This window comes from Streptomyces sp. NPDC048185, from assembly GCF_043202495.1.
In the GTDB taxonomy this organism is placed as follows: domain Bacteria; phylum Actinomycetota; class Actinomycetes; order Streptomycetales; family Streptomycetaceae; genus Streptomyces.
The window spans coordinates 170,498-196,318 of the sequence record NZ_JBIDAN010000008.1 but is presented as its reverse complement, the minus strand read 5'-3'; the positions used below and the strand labels follow the sequence as shown (position 1 = coordinate 196,318).

22 protein-coding genes are annotated in these 25,821 nt (G+C 73.2%); 14 read left to right on the top strand and 8 right to left on the bottom strand.

Annotated elements, in window-relative coordinates; translation table 11 throughout:
- Positions 1-51 precede the first annotated feature (51 nt).
- Positions 52-1,218, bottom strand: a complete 1,167-nt coding sequence (locus tag ACGF3H_RS24065) for an acyl-CoA dehydrogenase family protein (RefSeq protein ID WP_362487476.1) — start codon at positions 1,216-1,218, stop codon at positions 52-54.
- Between the two features lie 43 nt (positions 1,219-1,261).
- A complete protein-coding gene (locus ACGF3H_RS24060) occupies positions 1,262-2,473 on the bottom strand; it encodes a CaiB/BaiF CoA-transferase family protein (protein WP_362487478.1) in 1,212 nt (403 codons plus the stop codon).
- A gap of 132 nt (positions 2,474-2,605) precedes the next feature.
- On the opposite strand from ACGF3H_RS24060, the gene ACGF3H_RS24055 reads away from it, so the two are divergent.
- From ACGF3H_RS24055 to ACGF3H_RS24040, 4 genes are all read left to right on the top strand, one after another.
- Positions 2,606-3,559, top strand: coding sequence for a LysR substrate-binding domain-containing protein (locus tag ACGF3H_RS24055; RefSeq protein WP_362487480.1), 954 nt, complete (start codon positions 2,606-2,608; stop codon positions 3,557-3,559).
- A gap of 119 nt (positions 3,560-3,678) precedes the next feature.
- Positions 3,679-5,052 carry an MFS transporter gene (locus ACGF3H_RS24050; RefSeq protein ID WP_362487482.1) on the top strand — a complete coding sequence of 458 codons (1,374 nt, stop codon included), beginning with the start codon at positions 3,679-3,681 and terminating at the stop codon, positions 5,050-5,052.
- 21 nt (positions 5,053-5,073) lie between these two features.
- Positions 5,074-5,946 carry a hypothetical protein gene (locus ACGF3H_RS24045; RefSeq protein WP_362487483.1) on the top strand — a complete coding sequence of 291 codons (873 nt, stop codon included), beginning with the start codon at positions 5,074-5,076 and terminating at the stop codon, positions 5,944-5,946.
- The gene (locus tag ACGF3H_RS24040) at positions 5,943-6,788 is read left to right on the top strand and encodes a CoA ester lyase (RefSeq protein ID WP_362487485.1); all 846 of its coding nucleotides are present in this window, start codon (positions 5,943-5,945) and stop codon (positions 6,786-6,788) included. The genes ACGF3H_RS24045 and ACGF3H_RS24040 overlap by 4 nt, the downstream gene beginning before the upstream one ends.
- An 18-nt stretch (positions 6,789-6,806) precedes the next feature.
- On the opposite strand, the gene ACGF3H_RS24035 is transcribed toward ACGF3H_RS24040, so the two are convergent.
- Positions 6,807-8,366: an APC family permease gene (locus ACGF3H_RS24035; RefSeq protein ID WP_362487487.1), complete on the bottom strand. Its 1,560-nt coding sequence runs from the start codon at positions 8,364-8,366 to the stop codon at positions 6,807-6,809.
- A 378-nt stretch (positions 8,367-8,744) separates the two neighbouring features.
- Between ACGF3H_RS24035 and ACGF3H_RS24030 the strand changes: the two genes are divergently transcribed.
- From ACGF3H_RS24030 to ACGF3H_RS24020, 3 genes are all read left to right on the top strand, one after another.
- Positions 8,745-9,221, top strand: a complete 477-nt coding sequence (locus tag ACGF3H_RS24030; RefSeq protein WP_362487489.1) for a nuclear transport factor 2 family protein — start codon at positions 8,745-8,747, stop codon at positions 9,219-9,221.
- Positions 9,222-9,273: 52 nt separating this feature from the next.
- The gene (locus tag ACGF3H_RS24025) at positions 9,274-9,894 is read left to right on the top strand and encodes a dihydrofolate reductase family protein (protein WP_362487491.1); all 621 of its coding nucleotides are present in this window, start codon (positions 9,274-9,276) and stop codon (positions 9,892-9,894) included.
- Positions 9,895-10,028: 134 nt separating this feature from the next.
- Positions 10,029-10,532: a MarR family transcriptional regulator gene (locus tag ACGF3H_RS24020; protein WP_362487493.1), complete on the top strand. Its 504-nt coding sequence runs from the start codon at positions 10,029-10,031 to the stop codon at positions 10,530-10,532.
- Positions 10,533-10,590: 58 nt separating this feature from the next.
- Here ACGF3H_RS24020 and ACGF3H_RS24015 read toward each other — a convergent pair whose 3' ends face one another.
- The 4 genes from ACGF3H_RS24015 to ACGF3H_RS24000 all read right to left on the bottom strand — a co-directional run bounded on the left by ACGF3H_RS24015 (position 10,591) and on the right by ACGF3H_RS24000 (position 13,645).
- Entirely contained in the window at positions 10,591-11,031 is a 441-nt protein-coding gene (locus ACGF3H_RS24015; protein WP_362487873.1) for an anti-sigma regulatory factor, read from the bottom strand.
- Positions 11,031-11,450 carry an STAS domain-containing protein gene (locus tag ACGF3H_RS24010; protein ID WP_362487495.1) on the bottom strand — a complete coding sequence of 140 codons (420 nt, stop codon included), beginning with the start codon at positions 11,448-11,450 and terminating at the stop codon, positions 11,031-11,033. Before ACGF3H_RS24010 ends, ACGF3H_RS24015 begins: the two co-directional genes overlap by 1 nt.
- On the bottom strand, positions 11,447-12,343 hold the full coding sequence (locus ACGF3H_RS24005) for an STAS domain-containing protein (RefSeq protein WP_362487497.1): 897 nt from the start codon (positions 12,341-12,343) through the stop codon (positions 11,447-11,449). The genes ACGF3H_RS24010 and ACGF3H_RS24005 overlap by 4 nt, the downstream gene beginning before the upstream one ends.
- A gap of 129 nt (positions 12,344-12,472) precedes the next feature.
- Positions 12,473-13,645, bottom strand: coding sequence for a PP2C family protein-serine/threonine phosphatase (locus tag ACGF3H_RS24000; protein WP_362487499.1), 1,173 nt, complete (start codon positions 13,643-13,645; stop codon positions 12,473-12,475).
- Between the two features lie 184 nt (positions 13,646-13,829).
- Here ACGF3H_RS24000 and ACGF3H_RS23995 point away from each other — a divergent pair, with 184 nt between their 5' ends.
- A complete protein-coding gene (locus tag ACGF3H_RS23995) occupies positions 13,830-14,267 on the top strand; it encodes a MarR family transcriptional regulator (RefSeq protein ID WP_362487875.1) in 438 nt (145 codons plus the stop codon).
- 343 nt (positions 14,268-14,610) lie between these two features.
- On the top strand, positions 14,611-15,477 hold the full coding sequence (locus ACGF3H_RS23990; RefSeq protein ID WP_362487501.1) for an LppX_LprAFG lipoprotein: 867 nt from the start codon (positions 14,611-14,613) through the stop codon (positions 15,475-15,477).
- Between the two features lie 35 nt (positions 15,478-15,512).
- Here ACGF3H_RS23990 and ACGF3H_RS23985 read toward each other — a convergent pair whose 3' ends face one another.
- Positions 15,513-16,043 (bottom strand): SRPBCC family protein, encoded by a 531-nt coding sequence (locus ACGF3H_RS23985; RefSeq protein WP_362487503.1) that lies wholly within the window; start codon positions 16,041-16,043, stop codon positions 15,513-15,515.
- A gap of 182 nt (positions 16,044-16,225) precedes the next feature.
- Between ACGF3H_RS23985 and ACGF3H_RS23980 the strand changes: the two genes are divergently transcribed.
- The 5 genes from ACGF3H_RS23980 to ACGF3H_RS23960 all read left to right on the top strand — a co-directional run bounded on the left by ACGF3H_RS23980 (position 16,226) and on the right by ACGF3H_RS23960 (position 25,803).
- The gene (locus ACGF3H_RS23980) at positions 16,226-17,443 is read left to right on the top strand and encodes a phospholipase D-like domain-containing protein (protein ID WP_362487505.1); all 1,218 of its coding nucleotides are present in this window, start codon (positions 16,226-16,228) and stop codon (positions 17,441-17,443) included.
- Positions 17,444-17,495: 52 nt separating this feature from the next.
- Entirely contained in the window at positions 17,496-18,152 is a 657-nt protein-coding gene (locus tag ACGF3H_RS23975; protein WP_362487507.1) for a maleylpyruvate isomerase N-terminal domain-containing protein, read from the top strand.
- Positions 18,153-18,606: 454 nt separating this feature from the next.
- Positions 18,607-19,701: a MerR family transcriptional regulator gene (locus ACGF3H_RS23970; protein WP_362487508.1), complete on the top strand. Its 1,095-nt coding sequence runs from the start codon at positions 18,607-18,609 to the stop codon at positions 19,699-19,701.
- Between the two features lie 73 nt (positions 19,702-19,774).
- Positions 19,775-20,629, top strand: coding sequence for a DUF4132 domain-containing protein (locus ACGF3H_RS23965; RefSeq protein WP_362487510.1), 855 nt, complete (start codon positions 19,775-19,777; stop codon positions 20,627-20,629).
- The gene (locus ACGF3H_RS23960) at positions 20,626-25,803 is read left to right on the top strand and encodes a hypothetical protein (RefSeq protein WP_393816531.1); all 5,178 of its coding nucleotides are present in this window, start codon (positions 20,626-20,628) and stop codon (positions 25,801-25,803) included. Before ACGF3H_RS23965 ends, ACGF3H_RS23960 begins: the two co-directional genes overlap by 4 nt.
- The last annotated feature ends 18 nt before the right edge of the window (positions 25,804-25,821 follow it).

Sequence of the window (25,821 nt, the reverse complement as noted above, 5' to 3'; positions counted from 1 at the left end):
CGCTGTCTCCCTCGCCCCGGCGCGGGCTGGTGCCACCGTGCGGCCGGTGCCTCACGCGTCGAGGCCGCCGCGCTTGACCAGCTGGCTCGCGATGACGTTGCGCTGGATCTCGTTGGTGCCCTCGCCGACGATCATCAGCGGCGCGTCCCGGAAGTAGCGTTCCACGTCGAACTCGGTGGAGTAGCCGTAACCGCCGTGGATACGCACGGCGTTGAGCGCGATCTGCATCGCCGTCTCGGACGCGAACAGCTTGGCCATGCCCGCCTCCATGTCGATGCGCCGGCCGGCGTCCGCCTCGCGGGCCGCGTGGAGGGTGAGCTGGCGGGCGGCGGTGAGGGAGGTCGCCATGTCCGCCAGGTAGTTGCCCACGGACTGGTGCTTCCAGATGGGCTTGCCGAACGACTCGCGTTCCTGGGCGTAGGCCAGCGCGTCCTCCAGTGCCGCCCGGCCGACACCGAGTGCGCGGGCGGCGACCTGGAGGCGGCCGGTCTCCAGCCCCTTCATCATCTGGGCGAAGCCCCGGCCCTCGACGCCGCCCAGTACGGCGTCCGCCGGGGCGCGGTGGTTCTCGAAGGACAGTTCACAGCTCTCCACGCCCTTGTAACCGAGTTTCGGCAGGTCGCGGGAGACCGTCAGCCCCGGACCGTGCTCGACGAGGAGGACGGAGATGCCCCGGTGGGCCGGGGAGGCGTCGGGGTCGGTCTTGCACAGGAGGGCGATCAGCTGGGACCGGCGGGAGTTGGTGATCCAGGTCTTGGTGCCGTTCACGAGATAGCCGTCGTCGTCGCGGCGGGCGACCGTGCGCATGGCCTGGAGGTCGGAGCCGCCGCCGGGTTCGGTGAGGGCCATGGTGGCGCGCACCTCGCCCGTGGCCATCCTGGGCAGATAGCGGCGCTTCTGCTCCTCGGTGCCGTGGTGCAGCAGCAGCTTGGCGACGACGGTGTGGCCGCCCATGGCTCCGGCCAGGCTCATCCAGCCACGGGCCAGTTCTTCGGTGACGAGCACGTAGCAGGGGGTGGAGACGGGAGTGCCGCCGTACTCCTCGGGCACCGCGAGGCCGAAGATGCCGAGTTCCTTCATCTGCTCGATGAGCGCCTCGGGGTAGGTGTCGGTGTGGTCGAGTTCGCGCGCGACGGGCTTGATGTCCTTGTCGACGAAGTCGCGCACCGTGGTGACGATGAACTGCTCGTCCTCGGACAGGGTGTCGAGGGTGCTCATGGGGTCTCCTTGCTGTGGTCCCGGCCGGTGCCCGGTCCGGGCGTCAGACGGCGCCGGCCGTGCGCATCGCGTCGATCCGTGCGGTGTCGTATCCGAGCTGGGTGAGGATCTGTTCGGTGTGCTCGCCGAGAGCGGGGACCGCGTCCATGCGGGGAGCGGTACCGGCCAGGTCCACCGGCGGCAGCAGGGCGGCGACGGTCTCACCGCCCGGTATCCGCACCTGCCGCCAGCGGTCCCGTCCGCTCAGTACGGGATGGTCGAGGAACTGCTTGACGTCGTTGACCGGCGCGTTGGCGATGCCGATCGCGTCGAGGCGCCTCATCACCTCGGCGCCGTCCGAGGCGGCGATCCGCTCCGCCAGGACGGCGTTCAGCTCACGGCGGTGAGCGACCCGTGCCGAGCCGGTGGCGAAACGCGGATCACCGATCAGGCCGGGTGTCTTCAGGAAGTGCTCGCACAGGGCGGCCCACTCGCGTTCGTTCTGCACGGAGAGCAGGACGTCCGTGCCGTCGGCGGCGGTGTACGTGCCGTAGGGGGCGATCGTGGCGTGCTGGGTGCCGACCCGTGGGGGCTGGGCGCCGTTGTGGGCCGTGTAGTAGGCGGGCTGGCCCATCCACTCCGCCAGCGCCTCGAACAGGGACACCTCGACGGCCCGGACGGTCCCCTGTACGGCTCGCGTGAACAGGGCGGTGAGGATGCCGCTGTAGGCGTACATGCCGGCGGCGATGTCCGCGACGGACACTCCCACGCGGGCCGCTTCCTCGGCGGTTCCGGTGAGGGAGACGAGGCCGGTCTGACACTGCACGAGCAGGTCGTACGCCTTGCGGTCGGCCCACGGGCCGCTCGTGCCGTACCCGGAGATCGAGCACGGGACCAGCGCGGGGAACCGCCGTGCCAGGCTGTCGGCACCCAGGCCCATGCGGGCCGCGGCGCCGGGGGCGAGGTTCTGGACGAACACGTCCGCCCGCGCCAGGAGCCGGTCCAGGACCTCACGCCCCTCTGCGGACTTCAGGTCGAGCGTCACCGACTCCTTCGAGCGGTTGAGCCACACGAAGTAGCTGGACTCGCCGTGCACCGTCGTGTCGTAGCGCCGTGCGAAGTCGCCGCCACCGGGCCGCTCCACCTTGATCACCCGCGCTCCGAGGTCGGCGAGCTGACGGGTGGCGAAGGGCGCGGCCACCGCCTGCTCGATGCTCACGACGGTGATGCCGGACAGGGGCAGCCCGCCGGCCGGCGGCGCTGGGTTCTCGGCCATGTGTCGACCTCCGCAAAGGTGTCGGTGACCCGGACTGGCGTACCATCATGAACATTCATTCCTGACTTAGTGAAATAGCAATTCCTGATGAACCCATGCGTGCCGTGGATGCGTTGAGGAAGGTTGGCCCGGATGGACGTCAAGCAGCTGAAGGCACTGGTCACGGTCGCCGAGGTGGGCAGCGTGACGCGTGCCGCCGAGCTGCTGCACCTGGTGCAGCCCGCCGTCACCCGGCAGATCCGCACGCTGGAGGAGGAACTCGGCGTCCCTCTCTTCCAGCGCACCCGGCAGGGCATGCGCCCCACCGACGCCGGCCAGATCATGGTCGACCGCGCGCGCAGGGCACTGAACGAACTGGAGCGGGCCCGAGCCGAGGTCCAGCCCCGCTCGGGGCAGGTGACCGGCATCGTCACGGTCGGCCTGCTGGAGAGCACGAGCGACCTGCTCGCCGAGCAGCTGGTGGCGGCGGTCGGCGAAGCCCACCCCGGGGTGGAGCTGCGCCTGATGACCGGGTACTCCGGCCATCTTCAGCAGTGGCTCGACACGGGCGACCTGGACCTCACACTGCTGTACAACCTGGACAGCAGCCCGTCGCTCCATGCCCGCCCCCTGGTGCGCGAGCGCCTGTGGGCGGTCGCCCCCGCCTCGGCCGGGCTGCGCGCCGACAGCCCGGTGGCGTTCTCCCGGGTCGCGGCGCACCCCCTGGTCATGCCGGCCGCGGGACACGCACTGCGCACGCTGATCGACGCGGCGGCGGCCCGGTCGGGCGGCACCATGGAGGTCGCCGTGCAGACCAACTCGATGCGGGTGCAGAAACAGCTGGTGCTGGCGGGACACGGCTGGACGGTCCTGCCCGGCGTCGGCATCGCCGAGGACGTGGCGGAGGGCAGGCTCAGCGCCGCGCCGCTGTGCGAGCCCGACGTCCGGCGGTCGATCGTCCTGGGCACCCCCCGGTACGGACGCGTGCCCCCGGCCGTCGCGGTCGTGGCCCGCGAGCTGGTCCGCCGGATCACGGAGGCCGTCTCACAGGGGCGGTGGCCGTCCGCCCAGCTGCAGACGTCCGAGGAACCCGAGGTGGGCGCCTGACCCGGCGCGTCCATGCGGACCGGTCATGATCCCATCACGCATTTCTATTGTTCAGCGGACTCCATCACTGCTCATGATGTGTGGCACTTCAGCCACCGAGCAGACGGAGGTCGCCACGGATGAGCCGCACCCCCGCTCCCCCCACCCACGACCGGCGGCGCGTCACCAGGAACGTCGTGCGCGGATGTCTGGGCAACCTCATCGAGTGGTACGACTGGTTCGCCTACGCCACGTTCAGCATCTACTTCGCCTCCGTGTTCTTCCCCGAGGGCGACCGCACGGCCCAACTCCTGTCGACGGCCGTCGTCTTCGCCGTCGGCTTCTTCATGCGCCCGCTCGGCGGCTGGCTGCTCGGCGCCTACGCCGACCGCTTCGGCCGGCGCCGTGCGCTGACCCTCTCCGTCACCCTGATGAGCGCCGGCTCCCTCACCATCGCGCTGGCGCCGGGGCATGACACCATCGGCTTCTGGGCTCCCGCCCTGCTGGTCCTCGCCCGGCTGGCCCAGGGCCTGTCCGTCGGCGGCGAGTTCGGCTCCAGCGCCTCCTACCTCTCCGAGGTCGCTCCCCCGGGCCGGCGCGGTTTCTACTCCAGCTTCCAGTACGTGTCCATCGTGCTCGGGCAGCTCGCCGCCCTGGCCGTGGCCATCGCGCTGCAGCACCTGCTCACCGAGGAGGAGCTGCACAGCTGGGGCTGGCGCGTGCCCTTCGTGATCGGCGCCGCGGCCGGCCTGGCCGTGATGTACCTGCGCCGGACGATGGAGGAGTCCGGGCACTACGAGCAGGAGCGGGCGCGCACGGCCCGACGGGGCCCCGGCGCCGCCCGGGAACGCACGGGCCTCGTCGCCCTGTTCGCCGAGTATCCCCGCGAGCTCCTCGCGGTCTTCGGCCTGGCCATCGGCGGCACCGTCGCCTTCTACACGTACACCACCTACCTGCAGAAGTACCTGGTGAACACCGCCGGCATACCGAAGTCCACGGTCACCGTGATCGGCTTCGCCGCGCTGTTCGTCTACATGCTGATGCAGCCGGCCGTCGGCGCCCTGTCCGACCGGATCGGCCGCCGCCCGGTCATGTTCGCCTTCTCCGGCGGCTGCATGCTCCTCACGGTGCCGCTGATGACCCTCCTCGGCCGCACGGGCAGCCCGTGGATCGCGTTCCTCCTCATGACGGTGGCCCTGACGTTCGTCACCGGGTACTCCGCGCTGGCCGCCATCATCAAGGCCGAGATGTTCCCCACCAGGGTCCGGGCCCTCGGCGTGGGTCTGCCGCACGCCCTGGTCACCGCCACCTTCGGCGGCCTCACCGAGCCCGTCGCCCTGGCCCTCAAGGACGCCGGCCACGAAGGTCTCTTCTTCTGGTACGTCACCGGGTGCGTCGGACTGACGTTCCTGGCCACCCTGTTCGTACGGGAGCCGTCCCGGGCCTCCCGGCTGGACGCCACCGGGACGCCCGCGGCAACCCCGCGACCGTCGAAGACCGCACCCCTCACCTGAACCACGAGGTCACATCACCCCATGCAGTCCGCCACCGCCCCCCTCGCCTCCTACGTGCAGACGTGGCACCCCGAACCGGTCGTCGCGCGCGACGCGCTGGAACCGGGCCCCGCCGCGGCCGTATCGGCCCTGCTGGACCTGCCCGGACCGGCCGCCGTGACCGGTGACCCGCTCCCGCCGCTCTGGCAGTGGTTCCACTTCCTGCACTGGCCCGCCCAGCACGAGCTCGGCCCCGACGGCCACCCGCGTGACGCCCGCTTCCTGCCGCCCGTCCCCGACCGCCGCCGCATGTTCGCCGGCGGGCGGTGCGAGATCGTCGAACCGCTGCGCCTGGGCGAGCCCGCGGAACGGGTCAGCAGCCTGGCCGCGGTGACGCCCAAGCAGGGCCGCGACGGCGAACTGCTCTTCGTCACCGAGCGCCAGGAGTTCCGCCAGGGGGGCCGTACCCGCCTGGTGGAGGAGCAGGACATCGTCTACCGCTCCGGCGGCAGCGGCGGCGGGCGGCACCCGGCGTCCCTCGACGACCGCGCCGCCCCCGACGGCGAGAGCCCCTGGCAGGTACGCCTCCGACCCGACCCGACGCTTCTGTTCCGCCTCAGCGCCCTCACCGCCAACGCCCACCGCATCCATTACGACGCCCCGTACTGCCGCGAGACCGAGGGCTACCCCGGCCTCGTCGTCCACGGGCCGCTCCTCGCGCTGCTCATGCTCGACGTCGTACGGCGCAACGCCCCCGGGCGCCGGGTGCGCTCGCTCTCCTTCCGGTTGCACCGGCCGGCGTTCGCGGGCGAGCACCTGCTGGCCGAGGGGGAGCCCACCGGCACCGGCGTCCGGCTGCGGACGGCCGGCCCCCGCGAGGCCCGGCACGCCACGGCCGAGGTGACCTTCGCATGAGCACGCGGACCGGCGAGACCCGGGAACGGGCTCTGCCCGTGTCGACCGCCCGCACCCTGCTCTTCGTGCCCGGCAACCGCCCGGACCGCTTCGACAAGGCCGCCCGCAGCGGTGCGGACCTGGTCGTCGTCGACCTGGAGGACGCCGTGGCGCCCGAGGACAAGGAGGAGGCCCGGCAGGCCGCCGCCGACTGGCCGGGCCTCGGCGGCCGGACCGTGGTGCGCGTCAACCCGCCCGGCACCGCGTGGTTCGAGGCGGACCTCGCGACGGCTGCCGGCCACGGCTGCCCGGTCATGGTGCCGAAGGCCGAGGACCCCGCGGTCCTCGGCGGCATCGCCGCGCGCACCGACGGGCGCTGCGCGCTGATCCCGCTCGTCGAGACGGCCCTCGGCGTCGAGCGGGCCCTCGAGGTGTGTTCCGTCCCCGGCGTCGTACGGGTCGCCTTCGGCAACGTCGACCTCGCCGCCCAGCTGGGTGTCGCCCACGACGACACCCTCGCGCTGGCCCACGCCCGCAGCCGTGTCGTCCTCGCCTCCGCTGCGGCGGGCATCGACCCGCCGGTGGACGGTGTGACCACGGCCGTGCGGGACCCGGCGGTCCTGCGCGCCGACACCGCCCACGCCCGGCGCATGGGCTTCGCGGGCAAGTTGTGCGTCCACCCCTCGCAGATCGGCCCCGTCGCGGACGGTTTCGCCCCCACCGACGACGAGATCCGCTGGGCCCGGACCGTCCTCGACGCCGGGGCGTCCGTCACCGCCGTCGACGGCCACATGGTCGACAGGCCCGTGCTGGAGCGGGCCCGGGGCATCCTGGCCCTCGCGGACCGGGACAGCCGCGGCTGAGGCTCCGGCTCGGTCCCCTCAGTCCTCGGCGACCAGGGCGGGCGTCGACTTGGTGAGCACCTCGCCCCGGAAGAAGGCGGGGCTGCGCCGGCGCATCACACACATGATCACCACGCCGAGGGCGAGCAGGCCCACACCGATCACGAACACCGAGCCGACACCGAACACGGAGGAGCCGCTCCCGTAGGCCGGGTCCCACATGTCGGCGAGCGTCTTGGCGAAGACCGCCGCGAGCAGTGTGCCGCCGAGGACGGGGAAGACCCCCTTGAACACGAGGTCGCGTCCGGACTTCAGGAGATCGGCACGGAAGTACCAGGCGCAGGCGAAGGCCGTCAGCGCGTAGTAGAAGCAGATCATCAGGCCCAGCGCGTAGATCGTGTCGACCAGCACGTGCGCGCTGACCAGTGTCATCACCGTGTAGAAGACGCCGGTCGCGACGCCCGCGGTGACCGTGGCGCGGCCCGGGGTGCGGTAGCGCGGGTGCACCTGGGCGTACGAGGCGGGCAGCGCCTCGTACGTCGCCATGGCGAGGACCGTGCGGGCCACGGGGATGAACGTCGTCTGGAGGCTGGCCGCGGCCGACGCGAGGACCGCGACGAACAGCGCGACGCCCAGCACCGGGCCCATGACGGGGCCGGCGAGGGCGGCGAAGACGTTGTCCGAGGTGTCGGGGTTCGCGAGTCCGAGGCCCTGGTCGCCGGAGCCCACGATCATCTGCGCCGCGACACCCGTCAGCAGGTACGAGCCGACGAGGACGACCATGGCGACGAGCGCGGCACGGCCCGGCGTGCGGCTGCTGCCGCTGGTCTCCTCATTGGCGGTCAGGCACGCGTCCCAGCCCCAGTACATGAAGATGGACAGCGACAGGCCGGCCGTGAACGCGGCGAACGACTGCACGGCGAAGGGGTTCAGCCAGGACCAGGAGAAGTCGGCCGAGGTCGGGAAGTCGGCGCCTCCGGCCTTGGTGAAGGCCATGATCACGAACACGGCCAGGACCAGCAGTTGCAGCGCCACCAGGGTGTACTGCAGTCCCTTGGTCGCCGTCATGCCGCGGTAGCTGATCACGGTGGCGACGGCGATGAGCGCCAGACAGGTCACGATGTGGACGGCCTTGTTCCCGTCCAGTGCCGCGACCGAGCCGCTGCCGGTGATCTCGCCGGCGAGCAGCCAGAAGTAGGAGGTCGCCACCCCGGCCAGGTTCGACAGCACGATGATCGTGGCGATGACCAGGCCCCAGCCGCACATCCATCCCACGCGCGGCCCGAAGGCCTTGACCGTCCAGGTGAACGAGGTGCCGCAGTCGGGCATGGCCTTGTTCAGCTCGCGGTAGGCGAAGGCGACGAGCAGCATCGGCAGGAAGCCGGCGAGGAACACGGCGGGCATCTGCACGCCGACCTCGCCCGCGGTGGAACCGAGCGTCGAGGTGAGGCAGTACACGGGGGCCACGGTGGAGACACCGATGACCGCACTGCCCAGCAGGCCCACGCTGTTGCCGCCCAGGCCCTTGCTGCGCATGCCGTCGGCAGGGGCGCCGCCCTCTTTCGCGGTGTCCGGGGAACGCGTGTCCAGCTGAGTCATGAACAAGACGTTAAATCCTGCGTTTTCCGTGGTGCGGCCGCTCGCGGTGAGCTAAGGGACGCGCGACCAGCCTGCATTTCAAGCAGCTGATCGACGACATCTCCTAGCTTTCTAATGCCATACGCGCGCCATGATCACTTGTTCCAAAGCGTGAGCGGTAGGTGTCCGATATTCGGTAACCGCATCACTGTCCGATTTGCGACGCTCGAAGTCTTCCGTGCGATCCGCGTCACACTGCCCGGAACGGCTCGCGTCGCGCGAGGGCGGACGGCGGTCCGTGCCCTTACCCGGGAGGTAATCGCCCCGGCCCGGCGGCGCCCGCGAGAATGCCGACGTGACCGCGTCGGCCGGACGCGGATGCCGGATCGGAGGAGAGACGTGTCCACAGCCGCGCACGCGACCACCCGCACCGTCGTGGAGGAACTGCTGCTCCGGATCGGCGAGGGCGACCCCGAGAACATCGCCGCCCTGTACGCCGAACCGTGCGACTGGAAGCTGGACTGGCCGCAGGACGAGCACGGACGCACCGACACCCCGTGGATCCGGCACCGCTCGACCCGCGCCGACGCCGCCGCCCACTACCGCGAGCTCGCCGAGCACCACGTGCCCGGACAGGCGGCGACCGAGATCGAACGCGTTCTCGTCGACGGCCGCGACGCGGTCGTGCTCGGCGAGATCCGGCAGACCGCGCGCTCCACCGGCCGGGCCTACCGCGCCAGGTTCGCCCTGCACCTCACCGTCGAGGACGGCCTCGTCACCCGGCACCACGTCTACGAGGACAGCCTCGCCGTCGCCCGCGCCTTCGACGCGACGGAGCCCGGCGACGCTCGCCGAGGCCCCGGCCGAGGGCGATGATGCCGGTGGGGGCCGACCCCTCGGACCGGAGTCGAGCGCGAAGGACACAGCGATGACCACACGCACGGGCAGGGTGATCAGCGACCTCACGATCTCGGTCGACGGGTTCTCCGCCGGCCTCCACCAGACCGAGGAACGCCCGTTCGGTGAGGACGGCGGCGACGGCTCGGGGGCCGCGCTGCACGCCTGGATGTTCGACACCCCCGAGGAGAACCGCGCCGAACTCGACCGGTTGGCCGCCGCCGGGGCGTTCATCATGGGACGCAACATGTTCGGCCCGGTGCGCGGTGGCTGGGACCGGCGGTGGAACGGCTGGTGGGGAGACGATCCGCCGTTCCACGCGCCGGTGTTCGTGCTCACCCACCACCCGCGCGAGCCGCAGCCGATGGCCGGCGGGACGACGTACCACTTCGTCACCGACGGCATCGCGTCGGCGCTGGCCCGGGCACGTGCGGCGGCCGGCGACGGCGATGTCCTGGTACACGGCGGCGCGACCACGGTCAACCAGTACCTCGCCGCCGGTCTGATCGACGAGTTGCGGCTGCACGTCGTGCCGCTCGTCCTCGGCGCCGGCACGCGGCTGTTCGAGGGTGTCCCGCCGCTGGAGCTGGAGCAGCTGACGTCGCGGCCGGCGAGCCTGGTCACCCATGTGACCTACCGCGTACGGCACTGAGGCGAGGGCGCCGTTCCCCGTTTGCGTCATGTACTCGGCAAGGCTTTCCATGCTTGCCCGTCGACTCTTCGGGTACCGCGTGGGGGTGAGGTAGGTGCCGGTACCGGCAGGTGATCGTTGAGAGTGGTGCGTTCGTGACTCGCCTCAGTGGCTCCGGGGACGACTCGGCGAGCGGGCCGGGTGCGGATCCCGTGGCTCTCGCACTGGAGATCGCCGATGCCGTGGAGTCACTGACGGACCTGTGGACCGTGGCCGCTCAGGGGGCGAGCCTGCGCTTGTCCCCGCACCAGTTGCGGGCCCTGCGCGTCCTGGAGTCGGAGCCGGGGCTCAACCTCACCGCTCTGGCGGAACGCATGGAGATGGGGCTGCCGACCGCGAGCCGGCTGTGCGACCGGCTGGAGGCGGCCGGTCTCCTGGAGCGGGTGGTGCATCCGCGGAAGCGGCGTGAGGTGCAACTGCGTCTCACGGGCCACGGCCGGCAGATGCTGGACGAGGTGGCGCTGCGCCGGGCGCACGCGCTGGCCGCCGTGCTCGCGGGCATGGACTCGCCCGCCCGGGAGGCACTGCACCGTGGCCTGCCGGGTTTCCTGGCCGCACGCGGCCGCGACGCTCCGGGCGCGGACAGCGCCGGGCACTGACCTGGTGGCGGCCGCGAAGGGCGCAGGTCCTGACCGGGCGTTCCCGCCGGACGCGGCCTCAGGGCGCGGTCCGGGCCGGGGGGAACCCGGTGACCCAGTCGGTGAGGGTGACGGTGGTGCCCTGGCCGGGACGGCTCTCGAGAGAGAACTCCTGGACGAGCCGCCTGGCCCCGCTCAGCCCCAGCCCCAGGCCGCCGCCGGAGGTGTAGCCGTCGGTCATGGCCTGCTCGACGTCGCGGATGCCGGGACCGGCGTCGACGAAGGACAGCCGCAGCCCGCGGGCGGTGCCGTCCTCGAGCGGTGACATCTCCAGGTGCCCGCCGCCGCCGTGCACCAGGGTGTTCCGTGCCAGTTCGCTGGCCGCGGTCACCAGCTTCGTCTGCTGCACCAGGCCGAAGCCGAGGGCCGCGGCGGCCTGGCGCACCTGCTGGCGTACCGAGCCCAGATCCACGTCCGAGCCGATGGGCAGGCGAGTGGTCGGGACGAGTGGGGCATGCATCACGCACCCTCTTCCGGGCGAGCGGGTGGGGCCGGCGAAGGGGCTCGGTCCAGCAGGGACAGCGCCCTGTCCACGTCGAGGGCCGTCGTCATGCCGGGCAGGGTGAGGCCCAGCTCGACCAGGGTGATGGCGACGGCGGGCCGCATGCCGGCCAGCACGGTACGGGTGGCCAGCAGGCGCGCGCTCGCCGCGATCTCGGCGAGGACGCGGCCGAGGAAGGAGTCGACCATGTCCACGCCGGAGATGTCGATCACGACGCCGCCCACCGGTGCGGGGCCGGAGGCGATGCGGTGGGCGACGTCGTGCTGCAGTTGCTCGGCCTCCCCGTCGTGCAGTTCCCCCTGGAGCGTGACCAGCAGGACGTCGCCCAGCGCGAGCACCGGGACGGGCGCGGCGGGGGTGGCGAAGAGGCCGGTCACCGCGGGCTCGCTCCGGCGACCGGACGCGGCTGGACGACGATGCCCTGCCGGTTGAGCGCGTAGGCCAGGGCGTCGGCCAGGGTGGCCCGGGTGACGACGGAGCCGAGGTCGATGCCGAGGTGGACGATGGTCTGGGCGATGGCGGGCCGGATCCCGGAGACGATGCACTCCGCTCCCATCAGACCGGCCGCGGCGACCGTCTTCATCAAGTGCTGGGCGACGAGCGAGTCGACGGTCGGGACGCCGGTGATGTCGAGTATGGCGTACTGGGACCGCTCGGCGACGATCGCTTCCAGCAGGTTCTCCATGACGACCTGGCTGCGGGCGCTGTCCAGCGTGCCGATCAGCGGCACGGCGACGACGCCCTCCCACAGCTTGATGACCGGGGTGGCGACCTCCAGCAGCTCCTCGCGCTGACGCGCGATCAGTTCCTCACCGGCGCTCACGGTCGTCTGCACGACCACCATGCGGAGCGTACCCATCAGGACCGTCAGCGCCAGCACGCCCGCGTGCGCCCGCTCACTCGACGGGTCCTCGTACTCGGCCCGCAGCAGCGCGCCGATGGGCTCGCGCAGGCCGGCGACCTCGTCGGCGATCTGTGACGGGCCGGCTCCGGCCCGGCTGCGGGAGGCGGACATCCGGCCGAGCTGGTCCCGCACGGCACCGAAGCCGGGTGCCGCGGCATCCTCCAGCCGTCCGGAACGGGCCACGTCGGCCAGGGCGTCCACCACGGCCTTGCAGGCCTCGACCGCCTCGTCCCTCGAGACGGTGAAAACCGTGCGGAACAGCGCGGCGTCCGCCCACCGCTGGGCAATCTGTTCCCGGCGCCGTTCGAGAAAGCCGGCCACCTCCCGCGCCACGTCGAGAACCTTGTCGTCTTCCGCCACTTGCATCGTCTCCCTGCTGCGCCTCTTGGCCGGCCGGACGCCGGGCCATGAGGCAATTATTGCCTCATGGCAAATGTCAATGCTCCGGAGCATGGCGACCTACACGCGATCGTCACGACCGGGCACCGACGGCCGTCAGCCGCCCGACGGCCGCCCGTGCCAGTCCAGGCACACGACCAGCGCGTCGTCGTCCGGTACGGCCTCGCCGCGGTGTCCGGTCAGCTCCCGCAGCACCGAGCGCGGCACCTCGGCGGCGGGCAGCAGCCGGGTCGCGTGGATGGCCCGGGCGAGCGCCGCTTCCCCGTACGCCTCTCCCTTGGGGGACGCCACGGCGTGGACGCCGTCACTGACGAAGACAAGGCGGTCACCGGGCTCGATGTCGAACTCCTGCGCCACGTAGTCGGTCTCCTCGAACATCCCCAGCGGCAGCTGCGCGTCGAAGGAGACGCGTTCCACGCTGCCGTCCCGCAGCCGCAGCAGCTGCGGGGAGCCCGCGTCCACGACGCTCGCCCGGCCGGCCGCCAGGTCGAAGTCGAACATGAGGACGGACAGGTAGCAGCGACCCTGGTAGTGGGCATAGACGGCCTGGTCGGCCAGAGCGGCCTGATCGGCGATGGAGATGCCGGCGCGCCGGGCGTTGCGCAGGGCGTTGATGGCCAGGTTGGTCAGCAGGGACGCTTCTATGCCCTCGCCCATGCCGTTGGTCACGTACAGCATCAGGTGGTCGGCGGTGGCGGACCAGTCGAAGTTGTCACCGAAGATGGCGTAGGCGGGCTCCAGTTGAGCCGCCAGGTCGTACTCGGGGCGGGAGCAGGAGCGGCCGGGCAGCAGGTGCCACTGCATCTCGGCGGCCAGGGTCAGCCGGTCCTTGCGGCGCGCCTGCAGGTACAGGTCCGTGTCGCGCTCGGCCACCACCACCTCGTGCCCCAGCACGTCGGCGACCTCGGCGAGTTCGGACTCCCACCGCCGAGCGGCGCCGGCGTCGGGCAGGGTGACGGACAGCACGCCGAGCCGGTCGCCGCGCACGCTGACCGGCAGGTGCAGGCGGGCCCGTCCGTCCCGGGTGTCCTCACAGAACGGCTGCTGCGCGCCGAAGGCCCGGCCCGCCGGGCTGTTGTGCACCGACACCGGCTCCAGGGTGTGCGGCAGCACGGAGACCGGCTGCAGCACGGTCAGGCCGTAATCGGCCATGAAGAGCTCGACGTCCTCCGCGCCGTACTGTTCGGTCAGTACGGCACGGATGGCGTCGAGCAACTCGTGGGGAGCCGCTGTGCGCAGAGCGCGTTCAGCGGCCACAAATCTGTTCATGACGGTAGATGCACCAATCTTTCGCCGAGCGACGGACGGGCTCTTCTCGCGGAGCCGCGTCGGTCGCCCCGAGTCATCCGGGACCAGGGCGTGTGCCTAGTACGCTGGCAGGCACCCCAGTGCCTGCGAGAGTGTGAACGTGACTGCCTTCCGCCGCCGCCCGGAGCCCGACGAGGTCGCGCGTGTGACCACCACGGCCGCTGAGCTGCTGGAGGTCGTGTGGGGCCGGGCTTCCACGGCGCCCACGTCAGCGTCCCAGCTGCGCGTGCTCCATATCCTCGAGCACCACGACGGCATCAACCTGCGCACCCTCGCCGAGTCCCTCGCCTCCACTCCGCCGTCCACCAGCCGCCTGTGCGACCGGCTGCACGCGGCGGGGTTCGTCGAGCGGGTGACGAGTCCGGAGGACCGGCGTGAGGTGCGGCTGCACCTCAGCGTCCGGGGCCACGCGTTCCTCGCCGACCTGCGCGCCCGCAGGGAGAGGGAGTTGCGGAAGGTGCTGGCGGACATGCCCGCCGCCAAGCGGGTCGCCCTGCTGGAGGGCCTGGAGGCGTTCTGTGCCGCCGCGGCGACGCAGACGCACGGGGACGACGTCTCGGACTCCGGCAGCCGGACCGCCTGAACCGCCGTTCGCCGCGCCGGAGTCACCGCCGCCCGAGGGCGCTCGTGACCAGCACACGGAGCGGTCTCCGTCCACCGGAGCATTCCAGGTCCTTCCCCGCGGTCCGACACAGTCACTCTGTTGCTTCCCGCTCATTGTTGTCAAACGGCAACAATCCTGCTCGGCAAGCTTTCCGTGAACCGGCTACCCCCTGAAGCGCATCTTCTGCACCGGTTGTGCGGAGATCTCGAAAATGAGCCAACCGTCCACCCCCCAGGCGTGTTCGTGACCGCGCCGGGCACTCGCGGCGACAGCCGACGGCACTACCGGGACGGTCGGCCACCGTGAGGAGAGAGGAACACGCATGCGGAGCAGGGGGATGAAGGCGGGCGCGGTCGCGACGGCCATCGTCATGGGGAGCGTCGCCCTGACGGGCTGCGGTGACGACGGCGGATCGGAGGCCGGCGGGACCACCGCCTCGGCGAGCGCGAGCAGCTCCGCCGGAGCCCGGCAGCAGGACACCCAGGCCGTGCGCAACGCCTACGACAGGACGGCCGAGGCCGAGACTGCGAAGCTGACGATCAAGGTGAAGGCCGACGCGAACGGCAAGTCGGTGACCGCCGACGGCCGCGGCGCCCTCGACCTGGCCGAGGGCGACAGCACCATGACCATCACCGCCGGGGGCCAGAGCGTCGAGCAGCGCGTGGTCGACCAGGTCCTCTACCAGAAGGTCCCCGACCCGAAGGCCGCCGGAGGCAAGCCCTGGGTCAAGATCGATCTGAAGCGGGTGGCGGGGCAGCAGGGCGCCGACCCGCAGCAGATCGGCGACCCGGCCCAGTCCGCCGCCTACGCCAAGGCGATCACCGACAAGGACGTCTCCGAGGTCGGCACCGAGAAGATCGACGGCGTCGACACCACCCACTACAAGGTCTCGATCGACGTCGCGAAGCTTCCCGGCGGCGCGCAGCTCGGCAAGCAGCTCGGCCCGACGCTGCCCATGCAGATCTGGCTCGACGACGAGGGCCGCATCCGCCGTCAGCAGATCGACATGTCGCTCGAGGCACCCGCGTCCGCCGGGCCCGGGGCCAGTGGCGCGCCGCAGCAGGCGAAGGTCAGCACGCTGATGGAGTTCTCCGACTTCGGCACGGACGTCGACGCCGAGGCCCCGCCGTCCGGTCAGGTGGCCGACATGACGGACCAGGCCGCGCAGGGCGGCCGGACGGGGAACTGACCGCCGGAGTACGCCGGGCCGGCCGGGAGCCCTTCTCAGCCGGCCCGCTCCGCGAGTTCCCTGATGCCGCGCAGCGTGCCCTCGACACCGGCACGGAGTTCCCTCAGGCGGAGGGCGATGATCTCCTCCTCGCGGTCCGGCCGGTGCTCGACGGCGAGCGTGACGCCGCTGCGACCCGGTCCGAGGACCACCGTCTGGCGCAGCCGGGTGCCGTCGCCGTCGGCGGCGAGTTCGTAGCACCAGGAGGCCAGCGCCTTCGCGGGGTCGCGTGCGGGCTCCCCGAAGCGGCCGTCCTCGTCCAGTACGGCCCAGGCGAACACGCGGTGCTCGTCCAGTCGCACCACGTGGGAGACGGTGCGCCACTCACCCAGCAGGCGGTGGCTGTTGTGTCCTTCGAAGCGCGCGCCGACCGCGGGACGCGACGCACCGTCGAGCCAGGCCACCCGCTGGAGCTCCGGGCTGAGCCGGGCCGGCAGGTGGATGTCGGTCACCAGGTCCCAGACGCGCGGCACGGCTGCCCGGACCCGCACGTCGCACCGCACCCGTGGAAGCTCCGCAGCACCCATGTCGTCCCCTCCGTCTCCGTCCGGGGCCGCCGTGCGAGAACGGGCGCCCGCGGCGAACCTGGACCCGCAGGCTAACCGAGGCCACTCTCGGTGAGTCCGTGGCCAGAGGTTGGACAGGCGGACTAAGCTTCCGGGGCCCCGGCAGCGCGAGGACTGCCGCGGGACAGGCAGGTGGAGGACCGATGCCAGAGCAGGTTTCAGCGCCCGGGCGCACGACCACGACGCAGCGGCGGGAGAGCACCGGTGCGGCCGGTGTCCAGCGTCTGCGGCGCCGTCTGGAGCGGCTCATCGGCGTGGCCGCCACCGAGGGGAACGAACTCACCGCACTGCGCAACGGCGACGAGATCTTCCCGGCCATGCTGGCGGCGATACGGTCGGCGCGGCACACGGTCGACATGATGACGTTCGTGTACTGGCGGGGCCGTATCGCCCACGACTTCGCCGCCGCCCTCGCGGAACGGGCCCGGGCCGGGGTGCGGGTGCGGCTGCTGCTGGACGGCTTCGGCGCCAAGGAGATCGAGCCGGAACTGCTCGACACCATGGACACGGCCGGTGTGCAGGTGGCCTGGTTCCGCAGACCGCTGTGGCTGTCGCCGTTCAAGCAGAACCACCGCTGCCACCGCAAGGCTCTGGTGATCGACGAGCACACGGCGTTCACCGGCGGTGTCGGCATCGCCCAGGAGTGGTGCGGCGACGCCCGCAATCCCGACGAGTGGCGCGACACGCACGTCAAGGTGCGGGGCCCGGCCGTGGACGGCATCGCCGCGGCGTTCGCCCAGAACTGGGCCGAGTGCCACGACGACCTCTACGACGACCGGGACCGGTTCACCGAGCACGAGCAGCCCGGCACCTCCGTGGTCCAGGTGGTGCGCGGCTCGGCCAGCTTCGGCTGGCAGGACATGCAGACCCTGATCCGGGTCATGCTCACCTCCGCCGAGCACCGCTTCCGCCTGGCCACCGCCTACTTCGCTCCCGACACGTACTTCATCGACCTGCTGTGCGCCACCGCGCGGCGCGGGGTGACCGTGGAGATCCTCCTGCCCGGCCCGCACACCGACCAGCGGGCCTGCCAATTGGCCGGCCAGTACCACTACGCACGGCTCCTCGACGCGGGCGTGTCGATCCGCCAGTATCAGCCGACCATGATGCACGCCAAGATCATCACGGTGGACGGTGTGGCCTCGCTGATCGGCTCCACCAATTTCAACCGGCGCTCCATGGAGCACGACGAGGAGGTCATGCTGGCCGTGCTCGACGAGGAGTTCACCGCCGGCCTGGACCGGGACTTCGACGCCGACCTCGAACGCAGCGTCGCGATCGACCTGGGCCGCTGGAAGCGCCGCGCCGCGCTGCAGCGGGTCAGGGAGGCCGCGGTCCTGCCCGTCCGGCGGTTCCTGTAGGCGTTCCGGGCGCGGCTTGTCCGTGCTCCGGGCACGGCACTACGTTGCGGGCGTGGATCTCTTCTCAGGCTCCTGGGCGGCGCTGCGTGCCGCCGTCGCCGCACTCACGGACGAAGACTTCGCGAGGCCGTCGGGCTGTGCCGGCTGGCTCGTGCGGGACCTCGTGTGCCATCTGGTCATCGACGCGCAGGACGTCCTGATCACCCTCGCCACCCCCGCCGGGACGGAACCGACCGTCGACGCGGTGTCCTACTGGAAGGTCGGGGACCGGCCTCCCGCCGGTGACGACCCCCTCGACGCGCTGACCGTCCGGCTGGCAGCCGCCTACGAGGACCCGCGGCTGCTCGCGTTCCACCTGGACGACGTCGGTTCCGCCGCGGGCCGCGCCGCCGGACTCGCCGACCCCGGCGCCCGGGTGAGCACCCAGGGCGAGGTCCTCACCGCCGGCGACTACCTCACGGCGTACGTCCTGGAGTGGACCCTGCACCACCTCGACCTGGTCGCGCACCTCCCGGACGCGGCGGGGCCGCCGGCCCGGGCCCTGGCCCACTCCCGTGCGGCGCTGGAGGAGATCACCGGCGCCGCGTTCCCGGCGTCGTTCACCGACACGGACGCGCTGCTCGTGGGCACCGGCCGCAGGACGCCGACCCGCGCGGAGGAGTCCGCACTCGGCGGCCTCGCGGCGCGGCTGCCGTTCGTACTCGGCTGACGCGGGCCGGGCGCGGCGCGCGGATGGGGGGCCGGTGCGCGGAGCGGGCTCGGCACGCGGAGACGGGGGCGGCGCGCGGAGACGGGGACGGCACGTAGACGCGGGGACGGCGCGTAGGGGCGGACTCGGCGCGCGGAGACGGGGACGGCGCGTAGACGCGGGGACGGCGCGTAGAGACGGGGCCGGCGCGTAGAGACGGGGCCGGCGCGCAGAGGCGGGGACGGCGCGCAGAGGCGGGGACGGCGCGCGGAGGCGGGGACGGCGCGCGGAGACAGGGCTGGCGCGCGGAGACGGGGCCGGCGCGCAGAGACGGACTCGGCGCGCAGAGGCGGGGCCGGCGCGCGGAGACCGGGACGGCGCGTGGAGGCGGGCTCGGCGCGTAGAGGGGAGCCTGGGCTCTGTGTGTGGAGGGGGAATTGACCCTCGACCTGGTCGAGGGCCCACAGTCGTCGGCGTGGAGAGCGAGATGCGCAGCATCGGGGAGACGGCCCGCGACAGCGGCCTGGGCGTGAGCGCCCTGCGGTTCTACGACCGGGCCGGTGTGCTGGTCCCCGCCCGGGTGGACCCGGTCAGCGGCTACCGCTGGTACGCGCCGGAACAGGTGGAGGAGGCCCGCGTCCTGGCCCGGCTGCGGCGGACCGGGATGCCGCTGGCCGACATCCGGCTGGTGCTGGCCGGCTGGTCCGGCCCGGACCCCGGCCTGGTGCGGGCCCTCCTCGACACGCATCTGCGGCGCCTCGAACAGGGGCTGTCCGATGCCCGCGACGAGTTCTCCCCGCTCCGCGCCCTACTCGACCACAGGGAGAACCCCATGACGACGCTCCGCACCGGCACCGTCCGCCTCTCCGTCCCCGCGCCCGAGCTGGCCGCCGCGCTGGACGCGGTCCGTTTCGCGGCCGGCACCGACCCCGGACTGCCGGTGCTCGGCGGCATCCTGTTCGAGCTGGAGGACGGCACCCTGCGCGTGGTGGCCACCGACCGGTACCGGCTCGCCGTGGCGCGCGCCGGTGCCTCCGGGTACGACGGGCCCCGTCTGCAGGCCGTCGTGCCCGTCCCGCTCGCCGACGCGATGCGGGCGCTGCTGACCGGCGGGGAACCCGTCCGGCTCACGGTGGACGGTGGCCGGGTGACGCTCGACAGCGGGGGCCGGCAGGCGGCCGGCCAGTGCCTCGCGGACGACTTCCCCGACTACCGGCGCCTGGTCCGCCTGCCGTCCGGGCGCCGGGCCCTCGTCGACGTGGCGGCCTTCCGGCGGGCCGTGGAGACGGGCCCCGTCCGCCCGGACGAGGCCGACGGGCGGCACCGCGCTCCGCACGGCCTCAGCGTGCTGCGCGTCACGGACGACGGCACGGTGGCCGTCTGCGGGGACGGCGACGAGGCCCCGGACCGCGTGGCCGTGAACCGCGCGTTCCTGCTGCACGCGCTCGCCGCCGGCGCCCGGGACCGGCTGGTCCTGGAGTTCGGTGCTCCCACCGCGCCACTCGCGATCCGCCGGACCGACGACGAGGACACGTTCTCGCTGCTGATGCCGGTCCGCCTGGAGGACTGACCGGCGAACGGCGTTGTCAGTGCCCTGTCCTAGAGTTCCCAGCACTTGATCACTGCGGTGCGGGGAGGCACGTATGGGGTGGGTGACGGCCGGGGACTACGAGGTCGCCCTGGACGGCGGGAAGGTGGTGTGCCGCAACGCGGCCGGACGGCGGCTGAAGTCGGTGCCCGCCAAGCTCGCGGACGAACCGGCCGTGGTCGGGCTGCGGCAGCTCGCCGAGTGGCTGGAGCGGCACGAACGCCAGTGCCTGACCGACGTGGAGCGGTGGATGGTCCGGTCGCTGCCCGTGCCCCTGGACGTTCTCACCCGGGTGTGGCCCGACCCCGCCTGGCGGTCCGCCCTGCGCGACCTCGTGGTCACCGGGGCGGACGGCGAGGTCGCCGGGTTCCTGCGGGACGCCGACCCCGAGCGCGGGCTCGGCCTCGTCGACCTCGACGGCGACACCGTGCGCATCGCCCCCGCCCTCGTCCGCCTCCCGCACCCGGTGCTCCTCGCGGACCTGGAGGAGTTGCGGGAGTTCGCCGTCGAACTCGGCGTCGAGCAGCGGGCGCAGCAGCTCTTCCGCGAGGTCTGGCACCGGCCTGCCGGACTGGACGCCGAGGCCACCTCCGTCGAGGAGTACGCGGGCGGCTCGTTCAGGGAGCTGCGCTTCCTGCACGGGCGGGTCACCCAGCTCGGCTACCGCGTGCGCGGCGGATACGCCGTCTGTTCCGTGCGCGAGGAGCAGCGCAGTGCCGAGGCCCGGGTCTGGGTCGGCGACTACGAGGGCTACGAGGAGACGGAGACCGGTCCCCTGATGTGGACCGACGCCGCCGGGCAGGTGCTGAGGCTCGGCCGGATCGGGCCCGTGGCCTGGTCGGAGGGCATGCGCATGGCCGCGGCACTGTACGCCGGGCGGGACATCGAGGACGAGGAGCGCGCGGCATGAACGGCACGCACGGGACGCACACCGACGGCGGGCGCCTGTCCGCCGCCCCGGGCTCCGGCGCGGCCGGGTACGACGACGCGACGGCCGCCGCCCTGCTGGAGGCGGGCGCGGTCCTGCCGGCGGGGAGCACCGCCCGTGAGGACGCCGACGCCCTCACCGTCCGCACCTACGCGCACCCCGCTCTCGACGGCCGCAGTGTCGTCCGGCTCGTGCCGGGCACGCTCGGCGACGCCGAGGACCTCGCGCTGGACTTCCTGGGACTGACCAGGGAGGCGGAGACGCCCGAGGTCGGGCAGGTGCGGCGGGAGGCCCTCGGTTTCCCGGCCTGGGCCCTGGTCAACGACCCGGCGAACGGGCATCACGCGCTGGCCCTGGTGAAGGACGTCGAGCGGCTCGCCCGGCAGGCCAAGTCCCGCCCCGGGACCGCCAAGGAGGGCTTCGAGGAGCTCGGCGAACGCCTCGGCCGTGCCGTGCCGCACTTCCTGCCCACCTTCTACGAGCAGGCCGCCCGCATCTTCCTGCAGCACGACAACACCACCTACGCCGCGGCCTTCTTCGGCAAGGCCCGCGACGCCGAGCGGGTGCACGCGCTCGCCGTCGACGAGGACCGGCAACGGGCCGTCTTCCTGGAGTTCGCCTTCGCGGGCGCACTGACCGTCAAGGCGCTGAAGCAGCACGTGAAGGACCTCACCGCGCGGCTCGACGGCGCTCACGCGTGGGACCAGTTCCGGCAGTTGACCGTGGAGCGCTGCGCGGCGGGCATGCCGCCGTACGCGTCGCTGCCGCAGGACGCGCGGACCCTCATCAGGGCCGCGGGGCTGCCCCGGGTCGAGGCCGAGTGCGCCCTCGTCGCCGACCTGATCGCCTCGCCCGCCGCCGTGCGGGCGCCCGCGTCCTTCTGGACCGCCTACCGGACCACTCTGAAGGTCCTCGCCGGTCAGCGGCCGGGCGTGCGGGCCCGCCTGCTGGAGATCATGCCGGCCGGGCTGGACCGCACGACCGAAGCCGACGAGTTCTGGCTGGAGCTGCTGACCGAGTGCGGCGCCGACCGGCTGCTCACCGGGGAGACCGGCGGCGGTGACGAGACCGACGGCGTCACCGCGGCCGAGAGGGTGGAGGCGGCCGACTGGCTGAGCCGGTGGGCCGCCCACCGCAAGCACGGCGGCACGGTCGGCGGCCGCTCGCCGGCCACCCTGGACCTCGTCGCCCGGATGGCGCCGCGACTGCGTGCCGACGGACGGCCCGTCGACCTGTTCACCGGCCGCCGGCACGCAGGCGCCGACCTCGACCTGCTCGACCTGTGCGCCGCCGAGGACATCCCCCTGGCCCTCCCGGACCCCGGCACCGAGGTCCATCTGCGGCTGAACGACTGGGTGCTCTCCGACCGGCCCGGTGGGCGCGACCTGGCCGCCGTCGCGGCGGAACCGCGGCTGCGCCCCCTGCTGCTGCGCGCCGTCGACGCGGTGGGCCGCGACCGGACCGGGTCCCGGGCGCTGGAACTCCTCGCCGGACACCCCGTGCTCGGCGACGTGCTGCGCGAATGGCTGGACGGTGCGGTCGGTGAACTCACGGGCGCGTCGGGCCTGCCCGGGGCCCGCGCCGCGCTGAACCGGCTGAGCCCCTTCCGTGCCGTGGCCCCGCGTGTCAACCCCGAGGCCGTCGCCCGGGTCGCCTCGTACGCGACGGCTCCCCTGCTCGGGCGCACCCTGAGGGCCGGCATCCTGGACGAGCTGGGCTGGCCCGCGCTCGACGAGGCGCTGCGGCTGCTCGACGCGGAGACACGCAACGACCGCGACAACGCGCTCACCGTGAACGAGGCCTGGCCCTGCCTGATCCTCAATCGCGGGAACAAGGCACTGGTCGTGGGCCCGGACGGCATCGTGCTCGAGCACGAACTGCGGCTGCCGGTCGCGCTGAGGCGCTGGGAGCGCCCGCAGTTCCGCTACACCGACGGTGAACTGCTGGTGGTGTGGTGGCACGACGGCAAGCAGCGTGGCTACTGGTCGTCCCGGCCGGGCGAGGTGCTCACGCTCACCGGTGAGCAGGTGGTCCACGGCTGGCACGGCAACGACGCCGGTGCTCCGTCCATCCCGCTGTCCGGCGGCGGCCGGGTCACGGGCGGCCGTACGCTGCACGCCGGCGACACCGTCCTGCCCGCCGGCCGCCCCGTCCTCGGCGACGGCACCCTGTTCTGGCGCCAGGGCAGGCAGGGACGGCAACGGCTGTGGCTGGAATACGACCCGGAGACGGGCACCCACGGACGCGCCTCCCTGCCCGCCTTCCTGCGCTCCGGCATCCGGGACGAGGCGACGGTGCTGCAGGACGAGTGCGAGACCCTGCCCGTCCAACCCGGCCTGGAGGGGACGCCGTTCGGCACCGACGGGACCGTCGTCGGCCGCTGGGTGCGCGCCGAGGACGAGGCCGGGGAATGGCGCACGACCACCGGCACGCCGGACGGGCGCACCGTCACGCTGCGCTCGTCACGGCGCGGGACGCGCCTCGTTCCGCTCGGCGCGCTGCGGCTGCCCGGGGGCGCCGAGCCGGTGGTGGTTCGGACGCACCGGCGGATCTCCTTGTTCGCGCAGGACGACCCCACCGCGAGCGGTGAGCTCGGCCATGTCACGGCGAACGAGCGGGGCGGGACGTTCGCCGCGGGCACGGAGTTGGTGCCGCCGGTCGCGTTCTGGCACGCGCTGCGTCCCCGGGACGAGGCCGCGTCGGCCGTACTGCGCTCCCTCACCGACGAGCGTGCGGCCGAAGTGCTGCGGGAGGCGGCGGAGGCGCTGGCCGAACGCGAGGCCCAGGTGGCGGCCGCCCGCGCCGCCGGGACGGCGAACGGCCCCGGGACGGCGGGCGGCGCGGCACGTGGCAGGGCAGGCGCCCGGCGCCCCGGCGCCCCGGGAGGCTCGGGTGCGGCGGTGGACGCCGACGGCACACCCGCCGTGCCGAGCGCCGACGACGTCGTGCGCCGGGCCGTGTCCCGGTCGCTGCCCGACCTCACCGACGAGCGGATGCTGACCGGCGTGGCGGGCCTGGTGCGGACGACGCTCCAGGTCGCCAACCAGGCCACCACGTTCGCGACACCGCCCGTGGCGAGGCCCGAGCCGGACCGCAGGCTGTCCGAGGGCATGTTCGCGGACTACCGGCCCGAGCACGGCACCGACGAGATCCTGCGTGAGGTCACCGCCGGCCTGACCGGGCTGTGGGGAGGTTACGGCGGCAGGGACCAGTGGCACACACTCCGTCAGATCCGCGCGGTGAACCACGTGTTGTCGGGGAAGCCCGCCGACGGCGTGAAGCTGCCCGACCGCACCCGCCTCGCCGCCCTCGGCGACGGGTGGCACAGCGAGGAGCACACGGTCCCCGGCTTGGGCCTGATCTGGCCGCCGCTGCTGGCCGTGCTGAGCCCGCTCGCCTACCGTGCCGCCACGCCGGCCCTGCCCGCCGCCGAGCGCGAAGCCCTGCTGCTGCTGTTCGACGCACTCGCCGAGGGGCCCCTCACCACGCCCGGTGGGACCCTGCGCGAGGTCGTGCTGAGCGAGCCGCGCGACGACGGGCAGCGCGTCGGGCAGGTGCTGCGCCGCGACGGCCGCACCGTCGTCGTCCTCGGCTGCCAGAGCACCGACTACGCCCGCGACCGTGTCCACTGGCTCGCCGTCGACCACGATCCGACGGGCCGGTTCGGGGCCGTCGCCCACTTCGTCCTGGAGCGGGAGACCCGGCACACCCCGGCTCTCACGGCCGGCGGGCTCACCGCCGTCGCCCGGCTGGTCCGGGAGAAGGACGCCGCTCCGTGGCAGCCCGAGGCACCCGCCGCGCTCGCCGAGGCGACCCGGGGGGCCGTGGGCCCCCTGCAGGCCGCGGTCCTGCTCGCGGGACACCCGGCGAACGTCGGCACCGACGCGCTGACCGTGACCGGCCTGAAGCCGCGTCAGTTCGACGCGGGCAGGGGCATGCTGAACTCGCTCACGCAGGAGGACCGGGCGGCGCTCGTCGGCGCCCTGCTGCCCGCGGAGCCGGCCGAGCTGTGGACGTCCGGACCCGACGTCCGGGCGGCGGGCCGGGTGTGGGCCGAGCGCCTCGGCTCCCTCGTCCGCGTGCCCGAGGACATGGCCGCCTGCCTCGACGGGCTGCCGACCGGGTACGCCGAGGAGGTGCTCAACCCGTCGCGCACCGCGTGGATCAGCCGCACGACCGTGCAGCGGCCGGACAAGGAGGGCCGGCTGGTCGCGGAGGACCCCGCCGCGCTGCCCGGCGGCCACCAGCTGACCGGCGCGGTCTCGGCCCTCTTCTCCCTCGCCTACGCCCTGCCCTACGGCCATCCCCTGCGTGCCGCCCTGCCGGACGGCCTGGCCGCGCTGCGGCGCCGCACGGCCGACCCCGCGCTGCTGCTCGACCTGAACGTCGGATGGACCGAGAAGGGCGGATACACCGCGGGCGAGCTGCGCAAGGCGTACGGGGTGCCCGCCGGCGGCGCGGACGAGGACGGCACGACCTGGCTCGGGGAGGCGCTCGCGCTGCGCCCCTGGCACGGCGACGCGGAGGCGGTCCTGATCCGCCCGGCCGGGCTCACCGGACCGGACGACGCCGTCTTCGGACTGCTCGAAGGACTCGTCGGTTCCGCGCGCGGGACGGCCCTGGGGGCGCTGCGGACCGTCCTCGACGACGAGCCGGCCCGGGTCCTCGCCGCCGGCCGGGACCCCGAGGGACCCGTCGGCTACGCCCAGGACCCGCTGGTCGGCGCGCCCGGGCTGGTCGCCGAGGCCGCCGCGGCGCTCGGCCTGGGCGAGGACGCGGCGGCGCTCTACCTTCAGCTGCTCGCCCTGCCCGATCCGACGGACCGCAACGTGGCCCGCTGGACCGGCTGGAGGCCGGCCCGGCTGAAGAAGGCCCGCGCCGAACTCACCGCGACGGACCTGGTCGTGGAGGCCAAGCGGCCGCGTGCCGGGCGCTCGCTGTTCCTGCCCTGCGGCTGGCGCGACCTGAAGTCCCCCGCCCTGCCGGTGGAGACGTGGAAGGAGGGCCTGTACCCGGTGCCCGCGGGACAGCGAGCCGTGCCGGCGCTGCCGGTGCCGGAGCTGTTCGCCCGCGCCTGGGACCGCGTCCGCACCGGCGACGCGCCCGCCTACGAGGAACTCGTCACCCGGCCCGCACGGAAGGGCCGCCGCCGATGACCACCGTCCCGAGTCCAA

Coding starts and splice junctions, on each gene's coding strand:
- ACGF3H_RS24065 (WP_362487476.1), bottom strand. CDS start 1,218: ATGAGCACCCTCGACACCCTGTCCGAGGACGAGCAGTTCATCGTCACC.
- ACGF3H_RS24060 (WP_362487478.1), bottom strand. CDS start 2,473: ATGGCCGAGAACCCAGCGCCGCCGGCCGGCGGGCTGCCCCTGTCCGGC.
- ACGF3H_RS24055 (WP_362487480.1), top strand. CDS start 2,606: ATGGACGTCAAGCAGCTGAAGGCACTGGTCACGGTCGCCGAGGTGGGC.
- ACGF3H_RS24050 (WP_362487482.1), top strand. CDS start 3,679: ATGAGCCGCACCCCCGCTCCCCCCACCCACGACCGGCGGCGCGTCACC.
- ACGF3H_RS24045 (WP_362487483.1), top strand. CDS start 5,074: ATGCAGTCCGCCACCGCCCCCCTCGCCTCCTACGTGCAGACGTGGCAC.
- ACGF3H_RS24040 (WP_362487485.1), top strand. CDS start 5,943: ATGAGCACGCGGACCGGCGAGACCCGGGAACGGGCTCTGCCCGTGTCG.
- ACGF3H_RS24035 (WP_362487487.1), bottom strand. CDS start 8,366: ATGACTCAGCTGGACACGCGTTCCCCGGACACCGCGAAAGAGGGCGGC.
- ACGF3H_RS24025 (WP_362487491.1), top strand. CDS start 9,274: ATGACCACACGCACGGGCAGGGTGATCAGCGACCTCACGATCTCGGTC.
- ACGF3H_RS24015 (WP_362487873.1), bottom strand. CDS start 11,031: ATGCATGCCCCACTCGTCCCGACCACTCGCCTGCCCATCGGCTCGGAC.
- ACGF3H_RS24005 (WP_362487497.1), bottom strand. CDS start 12,343: ATGCAAGTGGCGGAAGACGACAAGGTTCTCGACGTGGCGCGGGAGGTG.
- ACGF3H_RS24000 (WP_362487499.1), bottom strand. CDS start 13,645: ATGAACAGATTTGTGGCCGCTGAACGCGCTCTGCGCACAGCGGCTCCC.
- ACGF3H_RS23990 (WP_362487501.1), top strand. CDS start 14,611: ATGCGGAGCAGGGGGATGAAGGCGGGCGCGGTCGCGACGGCCATCGTC.
- ACGF3H_RS23985 (WP_362487503.1), bottom strand. CDS start 16,043: ATGGGTGCTGCGGAGCTTCCACGGGTGCGGTGCGACGTGCGGGTCCGG.
- ACGF3H_RS23980 (WP_362487505.1), top strand. CDS start 16,226: ATGCCAGAGCAGGTTTCAGCGCCCGGGCGCACGACCACGACGCAGCGG.
- ACGF3H_RS23965 (WP_362487510.1), top strand. CDS start 19,775: ATGGGGTGGGTGACGGCCGGGGACTACGAGGTCGCCCTGGACGGCGGG.
- ACGF3H_RS23960 (WP_393816531.1), top strand. CDS start 20,626: ATGAACGGCACGCACGGGACGCACACCGACGGCGGGCGCCTGTCCGCC.